The sequence below is a fragment of the Corynebacterium aquilae DSM 44791 genome (assembly GCF_001941445.1).
GTDB lineage: Bacteria > Actinomycetota > Actinomycetes > Mycobacteriales > Mycobacteriaceae > Corynebacterium > Corynebacterium aquilae.
Genome location: NZ_CP009245.1, coordinates 604,093 through 624,515 on the forward strand (window position 1 = coordinate 604,093; position 20,423 = coordinate 624,515).

18 protein-coding genes are annotated in these 20,423 nt (G+C 63.4%); 7 read left to right on the top strand and 11 right to left on the bottom strand.

Translation table 11 applies throughout. The features are described from left to right. Nucleotides 1-9 precede the first annotated feature (9 nt). From lysX to CAQU_RS02660, 4 genes are all read right to left on the bottom strand, one after another. The gene (gene lysX / locus CAQU_RS02645) at nucleotides 10-3,276 is read right to left on the bottom strand and encodes a bifunctional lysylphosphatidylglycerol synthetase/lysine--tRNA ligase LysX (protein WP_084562721.1); all 3,267 of its coding nucleotides are present in this window, start codon (nucleotides 3,274-3,276) and stop codon (nucleotides 10-12) included. A 154-nt stretch (nucleotides 3,277-3,430) separates the two neighbouring features. Further along, on the bottom strand, nucleotides 3,431-4,054 hold the full coding sequence (locus tag CAQU_RS02650) for an SA1002 family membrane protein (RefSeq protein WP_075724981.1): 624 nt from the start codon (nucleotides 4,052-4,054) through the stop codon (nucleotides 3,431-3,433). A gap of 60 nt (nucleotides 4,055-4,114) precedes the next feature. Further along, on the bottom strand, nucleotides 4,115-4,945 hold the full coding sequence (locus CAQU_RS02655) for a class I SAM-dependent methyltransferase (RefSeq protein WP_084562723.1): 831 nt from the start codon (nucleotides 4,943-4,945) through the stop codon (nucleotides 4,115-4,117). 268 nt (nucleotides 4,946-5,213) lie between these two features. Continuing rightward, the gene (locus tag CAQU_RS02660) at nucleotides 5,214-6,848 is read right to left on the bottom strand and encodes an acyl-CoA carboxylase subunit beta (protein WP_075724985.1); all 1,635 of its coding nucleotides are present in this window, start codon (nucleotides 6,846-6,848) and stop codon (nucleotides 5,214-5,216) included. Between the two features lie 364 nt (nucleotides 6,849-7,212). Here CAQU_RS02660 and CAQU_RS02665 point away from each other — a divergent pair, with 364 nt between their 5' ends. From CAQU_RS02665 to CAQU_RS02685, 5 genes are all read left to right on the top strand, one after another. Further along, nucleotides 7,213-8,052 carry a biotin--[acetyl-CoA-carboxylase] ligase gene (locus tag CAQU_RS02665; protein ID WP_075724986.1) on the top strand — a complete coding sequence of 280 codons (840 nt, stop codon included), beginning with the start codon at nucleotides 7,213-7,215 and terminating at the stop codon, nucleotides 8,050-8,052. A gap of 93 nt (nucleotides 8,053-8,145) precedes the next feature. Then, nucleotides 8,146-8,658 (top strand): hypothetical protein, encoded by a 513-nt coding sequence (locus CAQU_RS02670; protein ID WP_075724989.1) that lies wholly within the window; start codon nucleotides 8,146-8,148, stop codon nucleotides 8,656-8,658. 101 nt (nucleotides 8,659-8,759) lie between these two features. Further along, nucleotides 8,760-9,959: a 5-(carboxyamino)imidazole ribonucleotide synthase gene (locus CAQU_RS02675; protein ID WP_075724991.1), complete on the top strand. Its 1,200-nt coding sequence runs from the start codon at nucleotides 8,760-8,762 to the stop codon at nucleotides 9,957-9,959. A gap of 39 nt (nucleotides 9,960-9,998) precedes the next feature. Beyond that, nucleotides 9,999-10,499, top strand: a complete 501-nt coding sequence (gene purE / locus CAQU_RS02680; RefSeq protein ID WP_075724993.1) for a 5-(carboxyamino)imidazole ribonucleotide mutase — start codon at nucleotides 9,999-10,001, stop codon at nucleotides 10,497-10,499. Continuing rightward, the gene (locus CAQU_RS02685; RefSeq protein WP_075724995.1) at nucleotides 10,496-10,972 is read left to right on the top strand and encodes a YdcF family protein; all 477 of its coding nucleotides are present in this window, start codon (nucleotides 10,496-10,498) and stop codon (nucleotides 10,970-10,972) included. Before purE ends, CAQU_RS02685 begins: the two co-directional genes overlap by 4 nt. Here CAQU_RS02685 and CAQU_RS02690 read toward each other — a convergent pair. The 7 genes from CAQU_RS02690 to CAQU_RS02720 form a co-directional block, all read right to left on the bottom strand. Beyond that, on the bottom strand, nucleotides 10,951-11,208 hold the full coding sequence (locus CAQU_RS02690) for a hypothetical protein (protein ID WP_157108868.1): 258 nt from the start codon (nucleotides 11,206-11,208) through the stop codon (nucleotides 10,951-10,953). The genes CAQU_RS02685 and CAQU_RS02690 overlap by 22 nt on opposite strands. A 110-nt stretch (nucleotides 11,209-11,318) precedes the next feature. Beyond that, on the bottom strand, nucleotides 11,319-12,152 hold the full coding sequence (locus CAQU_RS02695; RefSeq protein WP_075724999.1) for a carbohydrate ABC transporter permease: 834 nt from the start codon (nucleotides 12,150-12,152) through the stop codon (nucleotides 11,319-11,321). Beyond that, nucleotides 12,149-13,135 (bottom strand): carbohydrate ABC transporter permease, encoded by a 987-nt coding sequence (locus CAQU_RS02700; protein ID WP_075728319.1) that lies wholly within the window; start codon nucleotides 13,133-13,135, stop codon nucleotides 12,149-12,151. The genes CAQU_RS02695 and CAQU_RS02700 overlap by 4 nt, the downstream gene beginning before the upstream one ends. 318 nt (nucleotides 13,136-13,453) lie before the next feature. Further along, nucleotides 13,454-14,758 (bottom strand): ABC transporter substrate-binding protein, encoded by a 1,305-nt coding sequence (locus tag CAQU_RS02705; protein WP_075725001.1) that lies wholly within the window; start codon nucleotides 14,756-14,758, stop codon nucleotides 13,454-13,456. Between the two features lie 138 nt (nucleotides 14,759-14,896). After that, nucleotides 14,897-15,937 (bottom strand): ABC transporter ATP-binding protein, encoded by a 1,041-nt coding sequence (locus CAQU_RS02710; RefSeq protein ID WP_075725003.1) that lies wholly within the window; start codon nucleotides 15,935-15,937, stop codon nucleotides 14,897-14,899. Between the two features lie 138 nt (nucleotides 15,938-16,075). Next, nucleotides 16,076-16,744 carry a TIGR03089 family protein gene (locus CAQU_RS02715; RefSeq protein WP_075725005.1) on the bottom strand — a complete coding sequence of 223 codons (669 nt, stop codon included), beginning with the start codon at nucleotides 16,742-16,744 and terminating at the stop codon, nucleotides 16,076-16,078. Nucleotides 16,745-16,913: 169 nt separating this feature from the next. Continuing rightward, nucleotides 16,914-18,521, bottom strand: a complete 1,608-nt coding sequence (locus CAQU_RS02720; RefSeq protein ID WP_075725007.1) for an LCP family protein — start codon at nucleotides 18,519-18,521, stop codon at nucleotides 16,914-16,916. Between the two features lie 484 nt (nucleotides 18,522-19,005). Between CAQU_RS02720 and CAQU_RS02725 the strand changes: the two genes are divergently transcribed. Beyond that, on the top strand, nucleotides 19,006-19,209 hold the full coding sequence (locus tag CAQU_RS02725; RefSeq protein WP_075725009.1) for a PspC domain-containing protein: 204 nt from the start codon (nucleotides 19,006-19,008) through the stop codon (nucleotides 19,207-19,209). Between the two features lie 261 nt (nucleotides 19,210-19,470). Further along, nucleotides 19,471-20,394, top strand: a complete 924-nt coding sequence (gene rfbD / locus CAQU_RS02730) for a dTDP-4-dehydrorhamnose reductase (protein WP_075725011.1) — start codon at nucleotides 19,471-19,473, stop codon at nucleotides 20,392-20,394. Nucleotides 20,395-20,423 lie beyond the last annotated feature (29 nt).

Below are 20,423 nucleotides of genomic sequence, written 5' to 3' on the forward strand. Positions count from 1 at the left end.
GTGGTTGGGCTATTGCTGCGGTTTGACCAGCGGGAAGATGATGGTTTCGCGGATGTTTTTCTCGGTGAGCATCATCACCAGTCGGTCGACGCCCATGCCCATGCCTCCTGAAGGCGGCATGGCGTATTCGAGGGCAAGCAGGAAATCCTCGTCGACTTCCATGGCTTCCGGGTCGCCACCGGCGGCCAACAGGGACTGGTTGACTAGTCGTTGCCGCTGGATGACGGGGTCGATGAGTTCCGAGTAGGCGGTGGCCACTTCCGCGCCGAAGCAGATCAGGTCCCATTTTTCTGCCACTCGCGGATCGGTGCGGTGTTGGCGTGTCAGGGGCGAGACGTCGGTGGGGAAGTCACAGAAGAAGGTGGGGGCGATGGCGAAGCGTTCCGCGAGGTGTTCGTGGAGTTCGATGACGATCGCGCCGCGGCTGGCTTCCGGATCTACTGGCACCGCGTATTCTGCGGCCAGTTCGATCAGTTCTTCCTTGCTGGTGTCCGGGGTGATGTTGCGCCCGGTGGCTTCGGCGATGCCGCCGTGCACGGTGACTACTCGCCAGGGGTCGGCCAGATCGATGGAGTGTTCGGCACCGTCGGGTCCGCGTCCGGTGACTCGGGTGTGTCCGTTGGCGGCGAGGGCGGCGTTGATGATTAGTTCGCGGGTCAACTCGCGCATGCTGTTGTAGTCGCCGTAGGCGGCGTAGGCCTCCAGCATGGTGAATTCGGGGTTGTGGGTGGCGTCGGCGCCTTCGTTGCGGAAGTTGCGGCCGATTTCAAAGACCCGGTCAACTCCGCCGACCATGAGCCTTTTCAGGTATAGCTCTGGGGCGATGCGCAGGTAGAGGCCCATATCGTAGGCGTTGATGTGGGTTTTGAAGGGGCGGGCGTTGGCGCCGCCATGGATGGTTTGTAGCAGCGGGGTTTCGACCTCGAGGAATTTTTCGCCCATTAGGGTGCTGCGCAGCGAATGGATGATGGCGCTGCGGGCTTCGACTTGTCGGCGGGCGTCCTCGTTGACGATGAGGTCGAGGTAGCGTTGCCGCACCTTGGTTTCTTCGTTGCTCAGCCCCTGGTGCATGTTGGGCAGGGGGCGCAGTGATTTCGCGGTGAGGGTGACGGATGTGGCGATGATGGAGGGGGTGCCGGTGCGGGAGGTGCCGGTGGTGCCGCGGGCGCCGATGTGGTCGCCGATGGACAGTTCGCGGCGCAGCCGGGTCATGGTTTCTTGCCCGAGGGTGTCGCGTTCGCAGATGATTTGGGTGGCGCCGTGGAAGTCCTGGATGCGCAGGAAGATGACGCCGCCGTGGTCGCTGCGGCCGATGATGCGGCCGGCGGTGGTCACGGGGCTGCCGGCGGGCAGCTGGGCGAGGTCTTCGAGGCTGTATTCGCGGTCGAAATGGGCGGGGTAGGCATCTTCGCCGTGGGCGAGGATGTTTTCGCGCACGGCCATGCGGTGTCGCACTTGTTCGGGGACGCGGCGTTCGGGGATGTGGGCTTTGGCTTGTTCCAGGAATGCCACGATGCGGGGATCGTCGGCCGGGTATATCGGTTGGGTGATGTCGGGTTCGTGGAGGAAGGGCAGCGATAGTTGGCCTTCGGCCAGCCCGATGGCAATGCCGATGCTGGCTAAGTCGCCGGTATCCCGCCAGCACAAGTAGCGGGGCGCCCAGATGGGGTTGTATTTCAGGTTGGAGCGGTAGAGCTGTTCGATCTGGAATTTTTTCGACACCGCGGATACCAGGCTGCGCCCCATGCGTTGCAGGAAGGTGGCGCCCACGTCTTCGCCGGCCGCGATGATTTCGCGCAAGGCGGCGAAGTTGAGGCTGACGCGGCTGATGCCGAGTTCGCGGGCGTTGTCCATGAGGGAGGCCACCATGAATTCGGTGACTCCGTTTTCGGCGTGGTCGACGTCGCGGCGCATCACGTCGAGGGATAGGCCGGTGCGGCCCCAGGGGACGAAGGACAGCAGGCCGCGGGAGTTGCCGTCGCTGTCGAGGGCTTCGACGAACACACAGGCACCGTCGAGGGGGTCGCCAAGCCGGTTGAGTGCCATGGAGAAGCCGCGGTCGTCGCCGTTTTGGCGCCACTGGTCGGCCAGGCTGATCAGGCGGTGCATTTCGGTGTCGGACAGGTCGCGGTGGCGGCGTACCCGGACGGTGTAGCCGGCGTCGCGGACGCGTTTGACGGCGTGGCGGACGGCTTTGAGCTGCGGGTCGTTCAGGTCGAAGGTGTCGGTGTTGAGGATGGCTTCGTCGCCGATGATGCGGGCTTTGAGTCCGGCGGCGGCGAAGGCTTCGGCGCCTTTTTTGGATACGCCGACGACCGCGGGGGCTAGGCCTTTGTCGGCGGTGTGTTTGAGGTAGGCGTCGATGGCGCTGGGCCAGTGGTCGCGGGGGCCGACGGGGTCGCCGGAGGCGAGGCACACGCCCATGAGGCTGCGGTAGGTGATGACGGCTTTGCCGTCGGCACCAAATACCGAGCCTTTATCGCGGCGGGTGGCGAAGTAGCCGAGGGAGTCGGCTTCGCCGGAGTCGGCGCCGTTGATGAGCAGTTCGCGCAGGCGGAGTTCTTCGTCGAGGTCGGTGAAGGTGGTGACGGCGCGGGCGCGCATGAGGACGACGAGGGCGAGGATGACGGTGGCACCGATGCCGACGGAGACAATGACGTCGGGGATTTGGGAGTGGTCTGCACCTGGCAGGGGGTCGCCGCCGATGAAGTAGCGGCGTAGCGCCTGGGCGGCGTTGAAGTGTTCGTGGTGTGCGGTGGCCAGGGCGAAAGCGACGGCGAGGACGACGATGGTGGTGGCGGCGATGCCGGCGATGACGGTGTAGAGCATCGCGGTGATGGATTTTTCGGCGAGTCGCGCGGTGAAGTGCCGCCGGGAGATGAGCAGGGCGATGACGAAGACCAGCAGGATGGCGGTGGTGGTGAAGATTTTGGCGTATTCGTCGGTGTCGATGATCTCGGCGAAGCCTTGGAAGTTGCTTTCCGTTGCGACGATGACGGCGATGGCTGAGACCAGTTCGAGGGAGGTGTAGAGCAGGGCGAGCCACCAGCCGACGCGTTTGCGGCGGGCGAGGGCGTGGGCGATGACGGCGAGGAAAAGTGCGGTCAGGATGGATTCGCCCTGGAGGGGGAAGATGAATTCGGCGACCCAGAAGACCTTGCGGACTGCTTCCCAGCTGTAGAACAGGTGCGCTAGGACGATCAGGAACGCGGTGGTGTACAGGTAGTGCGGGAAGTATTTCACCGCGAGGCGTTGGGGGAAACTGTGGGTGCGCATGGTCGGAGCTTTCCGGCGGCTAAAAGGGACGGGGGTGTGGCGGGCGGGGTGGTGTTTTTTAGCCCCTGGCCACGATTTGATGAAAATGAGTGTAGCGCTACGTGGTGGGTGGGGGATGCTGCTGTGGCGCGCGGTGTTTTCGGGCTGGGTGTTGTTAGGGCTGGGTGAGGGTGGGTAGTTCTTCGCTGTTGGTGGGGAAGTTTTTGTGGAGTTTTTCGATGGCTAGGGCCATCCACACGGAGAACAGCAGCGGCATGATGATGAGGTTGATGTTGTTGGGGTTCAGCGCGGTGTCGATGATGACTTTGATGCCTTCGCTGTCGGCGAGTGCGCGGGCGGAGTCGCTGAGGGTTTGGAAGAGCAGCTGGTAGACGGTGAGGTAGATGGTGGACCATTGGATGACGTATTCAGCCATCTCGGTTTCTTCTTCGCTGGGCTGGAGTGCGGGCCAGATGCGGGTGAGGTGGCGGTGGGCCCAGGCGGCGCTGGCGCCGGTGATGGCCAGTACTGCCAGGGTGGGCAGCATGACGGTGTCGGGGGAAAACGAGAGGTCTGGGTCGGGGCCGGTGTCGGTGGTGAGGTAGAAGATCCAAAAGGTGGTGCCGATGATGCTGATGATCAGCAGGATAAACAGGATGCATTCGGCGGCGGTGAGGAGGAGTTGTGCGAAGACTTTGAGCACCAGGATGGGGCCGCGTGTTCCGCCGCGCGGTTTGATGAGGATGCCGACGAAGGTGACGACGAATAGTGCCGCGAGGAGGTTGAACAGGGTTGCCATGGTGTCCACCTTGCCGGATGGGGGTGGGGTTGGAAAAGGTGGGGTGGCTGGTGGGGTGGTTTAGGTGAGTCCGACGCGGCGGGCGCTGAGGTGGGTGTGGGCGATGTCGAAGATGCCGATGCGGTTGCTGATGTTGGCGATCAGGGGGATGTGTTTGATGATTTTGTAGATGGGGATTTTGGTTTCTTTGTAGCGGGCCATGCTGATTTGGTCGATGTAGATCATGCGGGGCTCGATCTGGGTGATGTCGCGGGCGTCGTGGACGCCGAAGGCGAAGCGGGCTCCGGTGGCGTGGACGGATTTGACCATCATGCTGTGGCCGACGACTTTGGCGGAGAGCAGGTCGAGGAGGACGCGGGCGCCGGGGAAGGTGTCGCTGAGGAGGTTGAGGAGGTGTTGGATTTGCAGCGGGGTGAGGAACATGGTGACGCCTTCGGCGATGATGAGGACTTTGCGTCCTTGTGCGTCGATGGTGTTGACCCAGTCGTGGTCGAGGATGTTGGCGGCGATGTTGTGGTTGCGGGGGTGTGGGGGCAGTAGTTGGGTGCGTAGTTCGGTGGCGTGGGGCAGGTCGATGTTGTAGCAGTCGATGGCGCCGGTGTCGACGCGGTAGAAGCGGGTGCATAGGCCGGCGCCGAGGTTGATGATGATGGCGGTGGGGTGTTCGCTGAGGAAGTCGCGGGTGAGTTCGTCCATGACTTTGGTGCGGACGACGACGCCGTTGTGGGTGGAGGCGTCGATGGTGTCGGTGTCGGCGATGTGGGGGATTTTGCGCACGAGTTCGAGCGCCATGTCGTCGATGAATAGCGGGGTGTAGGAGGCTGATTCGCGTGCGCGGGCGAGGAGGGTGACGAGCATGGTGCGCTCGGTGGGTGTCAGTGTTGGTGCCATGGCCCTGGGGGTGGGGTTTTACTGTGCGGGGTGCCGCGGTTGGATAGCCCTAGGGTACGTCAGTGTTTTGGGTGTTTTCTTGCCCTGACGTGGGTTTTTGGGGTTTTTGTTGACCTTTTCATTGTTTTCTTAGTGTTTTCTCACTCCTGCTGGCGGTAGGAGGTGGGTGTCCTTAGGTGTTTTACATGTTGAGCGCTGGTTTGGGGGCGGGTTTATATGCGTCGACCCCAGTGTGTGGTGGCACTGGGGTCGGGGTGTGGGTGGGTTTTTATAGGGGCATGTTGCCGTGTTTGCGGGCGGGGCGGCACTCTTTTTTGTGGGCGAGGAGCCGGAGGTTGCGGGCGATGTGTCCGCGGGTTTCGCAGGGGAGGATGACGGCGTCGATGAGGCCTCGTTCGGCGGCGAGGTACGGGGTGAGCATGTAGTCTTCGTATTCGCGTTCGAAGGATTTGGTGAGTTCGACGACGTCTAGGCCTTGTTTTTCGGCGTGTTGGAGTTCTTTGCGGTGGAGGAATCCGACGGCGCCGGCAGCACCCATGACGGCGATTTGGGCGGTGGGCCAGGCGAGGTTGACGTCGGCGCCGAGGCCTTTGGATCCCATGACGCAGTAGGCGCCGCCGTAGGCTTTGCGCATGGTGACGGTGATTTTGGGGACGGTGGCTTCGCCGTAGGCGTAGAGCAGTTTGGCGCCGCGGCGGAGGATGCCGCCGTATTCTTGGCCGGCGCCGGGCAGGAAGCCGGGGACGTCGACGAGCATGATGATGGGGATGTTGAAGGCGTCGCAGGTGCGCACGAAGCGGGCGGCTTTTTCGGAGCTGTCGATGTCGAGGCAGCCGGCGAATTGGGTGGGTTGGTTGGCGACGAATCCGACGGATTGTCCTTCGATGCGTCCGAAGGCGATGACGACGTTGGCGGCGCGGTCTTCCATGATTTCGAGGTATTCGCCGTCGTCGGTGAGGCATTCGATGACGTCGCGGACGTCGTAGGGGATGGTGGGGCTGTCGGGGATGATGCCGTCGAGTTTGAGGTCGTCGGCGGTGAGGTTGTCGATGATGTGGCCGTGTTCGCGTTCGGCGTCTTCGAGGGGGGCGATTGTTTGGTTGTTGCTGGGGAGGAAGCTGACGAGGTCGTGGACCCAGTCGAGGGCGTCTTCGTCGCTGGCGGCGGTGTAGTGGGTGTTGCCGGCTAGTTCCATGTGGGTGGAGGCGCCGCCGAGTTCTTCTTGGCTGATGATTTCGCCGGTGACGGTTTTGATGACGTCGGGGCCGGTGACGAACATTTTGGAGGTTTTGTCGACCATGACGACGAAGTCGGTCAGGGCGGGGGAGTAGGCGTTGCCGCCGGCGCAGGCGCCCATGATGACGCTGATTTGGGGGACGACGCCGGAGGCGTTGACGTTGTGGTAGAAGGTCTTCGCGATCAGGTCCAGGGAGACGGCGCCGTCTTGGATGCGGGCGCCGGCGCCTTCGTAGAGGCCGATGAGGGGGCGGCCGGTGGCGACGGCGAGTTCCATGATTTTGATCATTTTTTCGCCGTAGACCTCGCCGAGGGCGCCGCCGAAGACGGTGCCGTCTTGGCTGAAGATGCAGACTTCGCGTCCGTCGATGGTTCCCCACCCGGTGATGATGCCGTCGCCGACGGGGCGGCGGGCGCCCATGCCGAAGGCGTGGGTGCGGTGGCGGGCGAGCTGGTCGCTTTCCACGAAGGAGCCTTCGTCGAGGAGGTAGTCGAGGCGTTCGCGGGCGGTCAGGCGGCCACTGTCGCGCACCTTGGCGAGGCGTTCGGTTCCCATGGGGGCGAAGGCTTCGGCGCGGCGCTTTTTCAGATCGGCGATTTTCTCGGCGGTGGTGGCCGGTGATGCGAGGTCGATGTCGGCTCGGCGCAAAGGTGAGGAAATAGTCATGTTTGGCATAGTAGACCCCACAGCCGGTAGTTTCCACCACCAAACACAAGTGATATGCGCCACCGGTGTGAAAAAATACATAGAGGGTACCCTAAGTAAGCGGCCAATTCCTCGCGGCATTTTCTAGCGGTGAGTCGAACCAATAAGGCAGTTGAACAGCGCCTTTTCTTTTTGGTGGCAAAAATGATTTCCGTCCAGCCCCGCAGTGCGGGCGGGTCAAGGGGCGGGGTGCACGTGTTGAATTTTGTGCGCCAAATTACTTTTGCCACAAAACTGTGATGTTGCCCCAACCGCCCCACCCAACACAGATGCCCCACGCGCGCCACCCCACCAGTAGGCGCCCCCATGGAATACAGTGACAACCATGACCCCACGCGCGCCCCTCAACCGCGAACGCCTCACCGACGCCCTAGTCCACAGCGGCGAATACGCCTCCGTCACCGTCACCGACACCGCCGGATCCACCAACGCCGACCTCGCCGCCGCCGGGCGCGACGGGGCGCCCGCCTGGACCGCGCTGCTCACCGAGCACCAAACCGCCGGGCGCGGCCGACACGGCCGCCCCTGGGTCGCCCCCCAGGGCAGCCAACTCACTCTAAGCGTGCTCATCCGGCCCGGGCGCCAGGCCCTGGAACGACTCGGCTTGCTGCCCCTGATGACCGGCCTGGCCATCGTCGACGCCCTCACCGAATTCGACGACCTATCGCCGATGGACATCACCCTCAAATGGCCCAACGACGTCCTCATCGACGGTGGCAAACTCTGCGGCATCCTCGGCGAAGCCGTCGACCTAGGGGACAAACCCTGCCTAGTCATGGGGCTTGGGCTCAACGTCTCCCTGACCGCCGAAGAACTCCCCGTCGCCCACGCCACCTCCCTCGACCTGGCCGCCCGCGCCCACGGCATCGACCTCGACATCGACCGCACCGAACTAGCCATCGTGGTGCTGCGCCACATGAAAAAACGCCTCGAACAATGGTCCACCGGCAGCGGCGATCCCCTCGGCGACTACCGGCGCGTCTGCTCCTCCATCGGGCTTGACGTCTCCGTCCACCTGCCCGACCACACCGAATTGATCGGCACCGTCGACACCGTCGACGACGCCGGACACATCGTCGTCGTTGACGAAACGGGCGAACGTCACGCCCTGGCCGCCGGCGACGTCACCCACCTGCGTAAAGCGCACGGTGGCTACAGCGCCTAAACTCAACCCAACCACCAACAACGCATCAACAACGCGCCCAGGGTCGCCAACACACCCCCAACACAACGACCGTCAGGAAAGGAGGGCACAGGCATGGCAGCACTCGGACTGATCCCCGGCGAACTGGTCTACGCCGACCTGACCACCCCACTGTCACGCCTCGCCTTCCCCCTAACCCAAGCGATGCTCGCCACCGGAATAACCGGCATCGCCATCGGCTTCATCGACGCCCAATGGCTCAACGGCAACACCGGGCTCCTCGTCGACTACGGACCCCTACTCCGCACGACCCTGCTGGTCATCTGGGCGCTATTTATCCTCATCAAACTCATCCTCCCCGCCATCGGCTCCCGCCGCCGACGCATTATCGTCACCGACCAACGACTCATCCTGCGCGCCCCCGGCCTGCGCGGCAGCGTCACCAGCGTCGAGCTTGAACAAATCCTCGGCGCCCAACGCCAAGGCAGCACCATCAGCATCCGCATCCTCGGCGCCCGCCGCCCCCTGATCATCGACAAAGCCCCCAAAGCCAAAAAACTCACCCACACCATCAACGAACTCGCCGCCTACAACCGCGCGACCGTGCCCTACCTCAGCGGCCGCTAAGCCGCAGCCCTCCCTGGCGCGCCACAGGCGCGCACCATAACACCCAAGGGGGGAATATCCCGCATGAACTCGGGCTGAACCACGCTATATAGTTGCCAACTATGAACGCACCCGCAGCCCAGGACCCCGCCCACACCCCGGCCGCACCCACCACGGTACTGCCCAAAATCCTCATCATCGGCGACGGGCAACTGGCGCGCATGCTGCACACAGAAGCCATCGAACTCGGCCTCAGCCTCCGAGTACTGGCCAACAGCCCGACAGAATCCGCCGCCGCCATCTGCGGCGACGTCATCCTCGGCGACTACCACGACGAAGCCACCGTGAAAGCCGCCGCCACCGGCGTCGACGTCATCACCTTCGAACACGAACACGTCCCCGCCCACATCATCGACAACCTCATCCGCGACGGATACAACGTCCAACCCCACGGCGACGCCCTCATCCACGCCCAAGACAAACTCGTCATGCGCCGCGCCCTACGCAACGCCGGCGCCCCCGTCCCACCCTTCGCCCCCATCGACAGCACCGACGACGCCCGCGCCTTCTGGGAAGCCATGGACGGCGCCGTCTGCCTCAAAGCCCGCACCGGCGGCTACGACGGCAAAGGCGTCTGGTTCCCCGACAGCCTTGACGAACTCGAACAGCTCGTGGCCGAACAACTCGACCACAACACCCCACTGATGGCGGAAAAGAAAGTCCACCTCAACCGCGAACTGTCCGCATTGATCGCCCGCAGCCCCCGCGGCGAAGTCCGCTGCTGGGACATCGCCGAAACCAACCAAGACGGTGGTGTGTGCCGCTGGGCCCAAGCACCCGCCGCAAACGTCGACGCCGAAAAAATCGAAACCTTCGCCACCGGCATCGCCGAAACCCTCGACGTCACCGGAGTCCTCGCCGTCGAACTCTTCGACACCGACGAAGGCATCTTCGTCAACGAACTGGCCATGCGCCCCCACAACACCGGCCACTGGACCCAAAACGGCGCCACCACCAGCCAATTCGAACAACACCTCCGCGCCGTCGCCAACCTCCCCCTCGGCAGCACCGACATGACCTGCGCACACGCCGTCATGGCCAACATCCTCGGCGGAGACACCACCTGGGACCACGACCTCGGTGAACGCATCGCCACCGTCTGGCGCAGCTACCCCGATGCCAAAATCCACCTCTACGGCAAACAACACCGCCCCGGCCGTAAGCTAGGACACATCAACCTCACCGGCAGCGACCCCATCGCCGTCCGCGCCGACGCACTGGCCGCCGCCCACTACATCGCCCACGGCCACTGGCCCGCCTAAAACACCCCCACACCCGCTTAAACCAAGGAGACACACCACATGCAACCCCTCGTAGGCCTCATCATGGGATCCGACTCCGACTGGGACACCGTCGCCCCCGCCGCAGAAATCCTCGCCGAATTCGGCATCCCCTTCGAAGTCGGCGTGGTCTCCGCACACCGCACCCCCAGCCGCATGCTCGCCTACGCCGAACAAGCCCACACCCGCGGCCTTAAATGCATCATCGCCTGCGCCGGCGGCGCCGCCCACCTGCCTGGCATGGTGGCCGCCGCCACCCCACTGCCCGTCATCGGCATCCCGCGTGCCCTCAAAGACCTCGACGGCATGGACTCCCTGCTGTCCATCGTGCAAATGCCCGGCGGCGTGCCCGTAGCCACCGTCAGCATCGGCGGCGCCAAAAACGCCGGCCTGCTCGCCGTGCGGATCCTCAGCGCCGGCGACGACACCCTCGTCGAAGCCATGGCCGCCTATCAAAAAAACATGGAAAAAGAAGTCCTCGCCAAAGACGAGGCCCTACGCAATAGGCTCACCGGACAGTGACCCCCACACGCAACCAGCCCGATAGCCGGCCACTAGTCATCCTGGGCTGCAAACTCGAAGAAAACCAGCCCGGGCCCGCACTCGAACGACGGCTCAAAGCCGCGCTGCCCTACGCCCTCGACGGGCGCCCCATCATCGTCACCGGGCAACACGAAGCACCCGCCATGGCCCAATGGCTCATCCGCCACGGCGTCAACCCCGAAGCCATCCTCGAGGAAAACCAAGCCACCAGCACCAACGAAAACCTCGAAAACTCACTGCGGCTGGCTGCACCACCCTGGCTGGTCGTCACCTCCGATTTCCACGCTCCCCGCGTCAAAATGTGGGCCCACCACCACAACTTGGATGTCGACGTCATCACCGCCGCCACCCCCAAACACCGCATCCCCTACCTGTACTCGCGGGAAGTGCTCGCCTTCATCCACTCCAGCGCCCGCATGCTGTGGCGCAGCTACCGGCGCGTACGCCCATAACGCCACGCGCTCACCGCGGCGACAACCAACACCAACGCCACAAACGCCGGCAGCACCTCCGGCTGCGGCTGCAACACATTACGCACCGCCTGGATGACAGCCACCACGGCAAAAAAGGTCAAAAACCCCACCACCGTGTCCCACTGCATCCTCCGGCGCTCCGAAAACGACGCCCGAGACTTTCCGGACGTTTCCAAATCCTGGCTCTGATGCTCCTGCGCGGCGTTGTCATTCACCCCCACAACACTAGTAGCCCCAACAGAAAACTGTGGGTGCAGACGATAAAAAAATCGCCCACCCGGTTTCGGGTGGGCGACAACATTGTCTCGCCAAAAGCGGAGGGCAGCTAGGCCTTCACGCCGCCAGCAGTCAACCCCGCCACAATTCGACGCTGGAAGACCAACACCATGATCACCAGCGGAATGGTCACCAAGGCGCCCGCGGCCATCGTCGCAGCGTAGGGAAACTCGAAACTACTTGGGCCCGAAAAACGCGCGATCGCGACGGTGACTGGCTCGGTTTTCAGATTCGACAGCTGCTTGGCCAACATGAACTCGTTCCAGGACGCAATGAAAGCCAAGATCGCGGTGGTAAACAGCGCCGGCGCGGCCAAAGGAAGCAGCACCAGACGAAACGCCTGCCCCCGCGAGGCCCCATCCACCCGGGCGGCTTCCTCCAGCTCCCAGGGAAGCTGGTGGAAAAAACTCATCAGGGTGTAAATCGTCAGCGGCAAGGCGAAAGAAATATTGGGGATGATCAGCGCCTGATAGCTGCCGATCCACCCGATCTCACCGAATAGCTGGAACAGGGGAGTAACCAGGGCGATGCCGGGGAACATGCTGGCCGCCAGCACCACGCCGGTCACAAAGCCCTTGCCGCGGAAATTCAGCCGGGTCAGCGCGTACGCCGCAGTCACTCCCACCAGCACGGCCAGCACGGTGGTGGTCAGGCCGATGATCAAGGAGTTGGTGATCGCTGCGAGAAAATCATTGCCCTTGTCGGTGGCCAGCGCATCACGGAAATTGTCGAGGGTGACGTGGGTTGGCCAGGGGGTGGTGTCGAAGGTGTAGTCCTTGTGCCGCAGTGCGGTGATCACCATCCAGTAGAAGGGGGCAAGGCCCCACACCAAGATGAAGAGGATGCCGGCGTAGGAACGTAAGGTCGATAGTGCTTTGCTCATCGGGCACCCCCAGCGGTATCAGCGGTGGTTAGCGGGGGCAGCGCTACGGGGCTGCCGGTGGTGTAGGAGGGTTCGGGGCCTTTGGGCGGGCGCTTGGTGGCGGTCACGCTGCGGGAGACGTCGGCCCCCAGGAATCGGATCATGATGAACGCGACAGCGAAGATCAGCAGGAACACCAGGGTCGAGAGTGCGGAGGCACTGTTGAAGTGGTTTTGGCGCATGTCCTCGACCACCAGTTGGGAGATGGTGGCGGTTGGGGAGTTCGAGGAGGAGGAAATCAAAATCACCGGCAGGTCGTACATGCGTAGCGCATCCAGGGTGCGGAAAAGTACTGCCACCATGAGTGCGGGTTTGACCAGCGGGAGGGTGATTTGGGTGAAGATTTGGAATTTGCTGGCCCCATCCACCCGGGCGGCTTCATAAACCTCTTTGGGAATCATTTGAAGCCCGGCCAGGATCAGCAGCGCCATAAATGGGGTGGTTTTCCACACGTCGGCGATGATGACGGCGGTGCGCGCCGCCCACGGGTCGGTGGTCCAGGCAATGCGGGTTCCCAGCAGCGAGTTGATGATGCCGCGCTCGGCGAAAATGAATTGCCAGAGTTTCGCGGTGACGGCGGTGGGGATGGCCCAGGGGATCAGCACCGCGGCGCGCAGCAGGCCGCGGCCTTTGAATTCGCGGTTCATCACGATTGCCATCCACATGCCGAGGGCGGTTTCGAGGGCGACGGTGACCACGGCGAAAAAGACGGTGATTTTGAGCGCCGGCCAGAAGTCGGAGGCGAGCACGCCTGGTGGGCAGCTGCTTTTGACCCCGGAGGGGCTGGTGCAGGATTGGGTCAGCCAGTACAGGTAGTGGGTGAGCCCGGCGAAGCCGCCTTCGGTGAATAGTCCCGTTTCGGGGTCGAGGCCGGCGTCGGCTTGGAAGGACAGCCAGATGGCCCGGATGATGGGGTAGCCGATGACGATCGCGAGGACCACCATGGTGGGTGCGATCAGGAGTGCGGCGGTGCGTGTTTGGCGTCGCGCGGTTGTTGCGGTCACTGGGGGGTTGCCGCCTTTTTGTCTCAACGGGGTCGGGGATGGGGTGCGCCGGCGACCACTATGGGTGGTGGTGTGGACGATGCGAGTGTTTTCACTGTATTACACGCCACTTGCGGTTGGGGGTTGTCACGCGCCTTGGCGGGTGGTGTTGGTGGATTTCGCCCCGGTGTGGCGGGTGGGAGACAGCAGCACACCCCCACCACTGGGTGTGGTGGGGGTGTGCTGTGTCGAAGGTTGGGTTATCCGCGGGGCCGGGGGTTACTTCGTGGCGGCCTCGATGGCGGACTGCATGTCCTTGGCGGCCTGCTCGACGTCGGTTTCACCGGTCAGGGCAGCGTAGGCGTTGTCCTGGATGGCCTTGGAGATGGCCGGGTAGAACGGGGAAACGGGGCGCGGAACGGCGTTTTCGAGGGATTCCTTCAGGGCCGGGAGGTAGGGGTACTTCTCGGTCAGTTCGGCGTTGTCGTAGATGGAGGCCAACACCGGCGGGAAGGAGTTGTCGGCGAAGCTCATCTGGTTGTCTTCGTTGGTGATGAAGACGATGAAGTCGCGGGCGGTTGCCTTGTGCTTGGAGTTGATGTTGATGGCGTTGTTGTAGCCACCGAGGGTGGAGGCGCCAACGCCGTCCTTGCCGACCAGCGGGGACACTTCGAACTTGCCCTTGACCTTGGAGTCATCCTTGCCGGCGTTGGTGTACATGTACGGCCAGTTGATGGCGAAGGCGGTGTCGCCGCCGACGAAAGCCTGGTTGGTTTCTTCCTCGGTGGCGGCGGTGGAGTTCTTGGCGATCACACCGTCGTTGTAGCCGTCGACCAGGGCGCGCAGGCCGGCGACGGAGTTCTCGGAGTCAACCTCGGGGGTCTTGCCGTCGGAGCCGAGCACGTGGCCGCCCCAGCCTTCGATGAAGTCGGCGGTGTTCACGGTGAGGCCTTCGTACTGCTTGAGCTGCAGGGTCAGGCATTCCTTGCCGGCGTCCTTGGCGGCGCCGCAGGAGTCAACGAGGTCCTGCCAGGTGCCGGGGGCGTCGGGGACGAGTTCGGTGTTGCGGAACAGCAGCTGGCCGTTGGTGTTTTGCGGCACGGCGTACAGGGTGTCCTGGTAGGTGGCGGACTCCACGGTGGGCTTGAGCAGCTTCGAGGTGTCGACGGCCAGGTCGCCGGTCAGCGGTGCGATCCACTGGTGGGCGGCGAAGTCCGCGGTCCAGATGACGTCGAGTGCCATGACGTCGTATTCGTCGCTCTTGGCCTGCAGGGACTGGACGAGGGTCTCGCGCTGGTCGTCGGCTTCGCCGGCGAGCTCCTTGAGGGTGACCTTCTCGTCCGGGTGCTCCTTGTTCCACGCCTCGATGACGGGCTGCAGCTTGTCGGTGTCGTTCTTGCCCATCGCGAAGGTGATGGGGCCGCGCTCACCGTCGCCGGCGGTGGTGGCCTCGGTGCCGGCTTCCTTCTTCTCGGCGGAAGTATCGGAAGAACCAGTGTCGCTGGAGCAGCCAGCCAGGGCGAGAACGCCGATCAGGCCGGCGGCGGCCAGGGTGGAGGCTGCGGGACGAATGTGCTTAGTCATGTAGATCACTTTCTACGCCAATAGTGGGTGGACTTCACACCATGGTAAACCGTGACAGACCCCGGCGGGGCGACAAGACGCAAAAAATGCCACAGATGGGGGTGGCGTGGCGGGGGTAGCGTTGCCGTGGATGGCCCCTTAGGCGGTGGGGGAGAGACGCTGGGTGGTGTGGGGATCGAAAAAGTGGCAGCGTTCCATGGGGATATCCAGCCTCACCCGGTCGCCGACCTGGACTGCCGCGCTGTGATCAATGCGGGCGGTCAGGACGCATTCGGGGGCATCGTCGCGGTGCGCATACACATAGGATTCGGATCCCAGTTCCTCGATGAGGTCCACGGTGGCGGGGATGCTTAGAACTCCGGTGGCTGGTTCACCGTCGGTGCTGAGGCGCACGTGCTCGGGGCGGATTCCCACGATGACCTCGCCGAGTTCGGGTTGGGTTCCGGCGAAAAGATTCATCGCGGGGCTGCCGATAAAGCCTGCCACGAAGGCGTTTGCGGGCCGGTCGTAGAGCTCGCGGGGGGTGGCGACCTGTTGCAGCTCGCCGTCTTTAAGTACCGCCACCCGATCACCCATCGTCATGGCTTCGACTTGGTCGTGGGTGACATAGACGGTGGTGGTTCCCAGCCGGCGCTGGAGGGCCGCCAATTCGGTGCGGGTTTGCACGCGCAGTTTGGCATCCAGGTTGCTCAGCGGCTCGTCCATGAGGAACACCTTCGGGTGGCGCACGATCGCCCGCCCCATGGCAACGCGCTGCCGCTGGCCGCCGGAAAGATCTTTGGGGCGCCGATCCAGGTAGGGGGTGAGCCCTAGGATGTCTGCTGCTTCGCGCACCTTTTTGTCGATGGTGGCCTTATCGACGCCGGCCAGTTTGAGGGCGAAGCCCATATTTTTCGCCACTGTCATGTGGGGGTAGAGGGCGTAGTTTTGGAACACCATCGCCACATCGCGTTGGGCGGGCTCCTGCCCGGTCACGTCGACCCCATCGATGAGGATCCGGCCGCTGGAGACGTCTTCCAGGCCCGCTAGGGCGCGCAGCGAGGTCGACTTGCCACACCCGGAGGGGCCGACGAGCACCAGGAATTCGCCGTCGGCGATGTCCAGGTTTAAGCCGGTGACGGTGGGGGAGTCTGCGCCCGGGTATTGGATCGAAACGTCCTCGAACGTGATGCGTGCCATGACTTCGCACCCTAGCAGCCTTTATCATCCACCCTTGCGCAGGGCACACCAAAACCCCACAAAGCGCCCCACCACACCCCGGGGCAGCCACGCCCCGTTTCCGCGGTCGGTGAGGGGCGAGGAAAAGGGAGCTGGTGGCTAGATTCGCCCGGTGACTTTTTCGGCGGCCGCGATCTCTTCCACGCGGGAGGTCGAGGCTACCGAGTGCACGACAACAGCGGACCCGCCCACAGCCCACGGGGCGAGCACACAGCGGGCGAAACTCTCGGCGTCGTGGAATCCGGTGGACAGCAGCCGCGCGCCGGGTTCGGGCAGTTCCAGCTGTGGGTGCTGCTGTGTTAGGTAGTCGGCGACGGTTGGGGTGGGCCAGGGGTAGTCGTCGCCGTACATCCGCACCGTGGGGCCGAAGTCGACCATGCCGTCGGGCACGGTGCCCCCACATTCGGCTACCCCCCGGCCGAAGGGATCGGCGGTGACGAGACAGATTTCGCAGTCCGCGTCCTGCGGCACCCGGTCGGCGGAGGCGAACAGCACAGCCACGGTGCTGATGTCGCTGTATTCCACCGTGATGCCCAGCGCGGCGGCGCCAACGGCGATGACCGTGGCTTGCCAGCCGGCGGGCAGGCACACCCCGATGCTGTCGCCTTCTGCCAGGTCGAATTCGTCGCTGAGCATGTTGGCGATTTTGCAGGCCCAGTTGTTCAGCGTGGTGGCTGAAAAGTCCAGCCGGGCGCCGGTGGAATCGTCATAGACGGTCAGGCGGGGGCTGGCGGGGTCGGCGGCAAGCAAGGGGCTGAAAAACTCCATGCGCCCCAGGGTAGGCAGTTTTCCTACACCCCGCACGAGAGCTCACCCGATGGGGCGTGGAAAGTGTGAAACCGCCTGCCCGGGGCAAAAGCACCCTGGGCAGGCGGCACAGCGGAAATAAGGGAAGGGGGGAGGCGTGCGGCTAGTTCACCTAGTGCACCTAGTTCACCTAGTTCACGCAGCGCGGCCCGTCACCACCGGCGTCGATCACCGGGGTGCTGTCCGGGTCGATGGCTTCGCCGGGCTGGCCCACAATATCGGCCGGCTCCTCGCTGGTGGTGGGTTCCTCACTCGTCGAAGGCTCGGCTTCCGGGTTGTCCGGGTCGAACGGCTCGTCGCTGACGGGGCCGTTGTAGTCGGAAGACACCACCACGGTGATCTCCCCGGGCTCCAAGGAGGGGGAGGTGGTGATGGGCAGCCCGCCCAGTTTGGTGGCCAGGGCCTTGGCATCGGGGTCGTTTTCGCTGGAGGCGACGATCTGGCTGTAGGTGTACAGGCCATCCGGGGCGTTTCCGACCTCGGTGATCTTGTAGCCCTCCTGGTGCAGGCCGCTGGCTGCGCGGGATGCCAAGCCGGTGATCTGGCTGGCGTTGAGGACGATGACATCAGCGTCAGAGACCAACTTGTGGTCCTGGTTGGGGGTCTCGCTGGTGCTGGGGGCAGCCGGCTTGTCCTTGTCACCCAGCATGTCCTTGAAGAAGCGGTGCACTTCCTTCTTGTCGATGGTGACCACCGATTCGCCGTAGTCGCCCACGCCGTCGATGGAGACCACCGGGATGGTGGTGAAGGTGACGTTGCCGCCGGTGAGGTTTTTCATCTGGCTGGCCAAGCCGACGATGTCCCAGTCATCATCCAGCGTCAACGAACGCTGGGCCGCATCGGCCAAGTTATTCAGCTTGGTCGGGCTGGACAAGGTGTTGGAGGACAAGACCTTGTGCACCAGCGACGCCATAAACGCTTGCTGTCGCACAATACGGTCCAAATCGCCGCGGGGAAGGTCGTGGCGCTGGCGCACGAAGGACAACGCGTCGGGGCCGTCGAGGGTTTGGCGTCCCGCGGGGAAATTCGCGCCCGACAACGGCTCGTTGACCGGCTCGTTCAAGCACACCTCGACGCCACCCACAGCCTGCGTGAGCAGCACGAAGCCCAGCAAGCCCACCTCGGCGTAGTGATCCACCGTCACCCCAGACAACTGGGAAACAGCACTAATCAACGCCTTGCGACCGGCTTCCTTGGATTGCTGTTCAAGCTTTTCCTCATCGGTCACACCCGATGAGAACAGCTGCTCCTTTTTGGCGTTCTTATAGGCACCGTAGACACCGTTGATCTTCATGTTGCCCATGACGTCGTCATGAATGTAGGTGTCGCGGGGAATCGAAATCGCCGTCGCCGAGGAACCATCGTTCGGCACGCGAATCAGCATGATGGTGTCGGTATTTTCGTTTTCCTCATCACCGGCGCGCAGCATCGCGATTTCCTCCGGCGACAAGGGCTTGCCTTGTGCATCAGAACGCGAATCGATACCCACCAGGAGGATGTCCTGCGCGCCATCGGCAGCCTGCCAGGACTTGGTTCCTTTGCCGCCACCAAGGGAGAGGTTTCCAGCAGAATTCGACACCTTGCCACTGACCACGAAACCTGCGCCACTCAGCAGCAACACCACGGTCGAGAGTGCAGCAAGCAGCACCCGCAGACTCGGGTGGCCCGCCTGCGCGCTCGTGCGGGGTGCAGGCGGCGGGGCAACCTCACGAGGATTGCGGATATTCCGATTCGTCACGGTGGAAGAGCTCTCCAATAAAAATGCGGATTTAAGGCGTGAGTTTATTTCAGGCAGTACAAACAGGCCTGCCCGCAGTAATGCGGACACACGCCGACACCACAGCATAAAACACCTTCGCCCCAGTCCCTAGAGTTCACGCGCATTTGGGAGACATCCGGCAGGAAACTAACAGCCACGCTTCCACCGTCTGCGGGCCACGAAACGACTTCCACCAAACATCCCGACACCATCCAATGGTGGATCAGTTGGCAGAAGCGGCGACCACGGCCGCAAGCCCGTGCCGGTTAAGCCAGGAGTTTTTGCGCAACCAAGCCCTTTACTGGTGTGATTCAGCGCACCTACTATGGGTGTGCGGCCCTGCCAGAAGTGACCTCGTCGCAAGTGGGCAACCATGACCCGGCGCAACGCACCAGCTGGCCGCCACGCCATCCAGCCCGGTCGCACCCAAACAACTCGAAGCACCCGGAACAGGATAAAAGTCATGAGTTTTCCGCACAGCAAGTGGTATCGATCAAAAAACAATTCACTCATCGCAGGAGTGTGCGCCGGGGTGGCCGAAGTATACGGAACCACTGCCGAAACCGTCAGGATCATCTACGTCATCGCGGCGCTGTGTGGCGTGCCCATGGTGCTTGTCTACCTATTGCAGTGGATGTTGTATCCAACCCGGCCAGCAAAGGACTAAAACCCCAGCCGCCAATGCCCAACCTGGCCACGGCGCACACAAGAAAACGCCACGATCACCATGGGGTGCGAGACAGTTCACGCGCCATCGTGACTCTCGGCGATCCGGTGTGCAGCGGTGATGCAAGGGCCAAAAATCGCCGTGGACTACATTGAGAACACAACAACTGGCTCAAGCCATCACGGCTTGCCAAGCAACGACTGCGAAGCACAGCTATAAGACCGCCCACCACCTACAAACCGACAACGAGGAAACACCACCATGCGTCTAGTGATCACCGGCAAAAACGGCCAGCTCGGCTCCGCACTGCGCATGCTGCTCGACCAGGAAGGCCTCGCCGAACACTACGGGGTCACACACGTTGACTACCTCGGCCGCGAAGACCTCGACCTCACGGATAAAAAACAGGTACTCGATCACCCCATTTTTTCCCAGATGGACAGCGATACCGTGCTGCTCAACGCGGCCGCTTTCACCGCAGTGGACCACGCGGAAACCGACCCGGCGGCCGCGCTGGCAGGAAACGAGGACATTCCCGCCAACCTGGCGGCAGTATGTGCCACCACCGGGGCCTTCCTTATCCACGTGTCCACCGACTACGTTTTTCCCGCCGGAAGCCCCGGGCATCGCACCAGTCCCTGGCAAGCGCACGACCAGATTGGCCCCTCCAGTCTCTACGGGGAAAGCAAAGCCCGCGGGGAGCGCGCGGTGCGCGCCTCCGGGGCCCGGGCAGCCATCGCCCGCACCGCCTGGGTCTACAGCGGTGACACCCTCCCGGAGCACAAAGACTTCGTCAGCACCATGGCAGCCAAGGCACGCGCCGGACAGCCAGCCATCGTCGTAGACGACCAAGTGGGATCGCCCACCTATGCCATCGACCTGGCCCACGGGCTGCTCATGCTGGCCCACCAACCCCAACCGGGCACCGTCCACATCGTCGGATCAGGACAAGCCAGCTGGTACGAACTGGCTCGCGCCGTCTACGACGCGCTGGGCGCAAACCCCGACGAGCTGATCAAACCAGTGCCAAGCCACGCCTACAGTCAGCTGGCCATCCGCCCCCAATACTCGGTGCTCGGCACCGACACCTGGCGGGCGGCCGGGCACCCCGATCTTCCCCACTGGACACACGGGCTTAAACGGGCACTCGCCGGCGACAGCCAGGTTCATTTAGAAGGGAAGTAACAGCAACCTTCCAGCGCAAACCCGCCGTG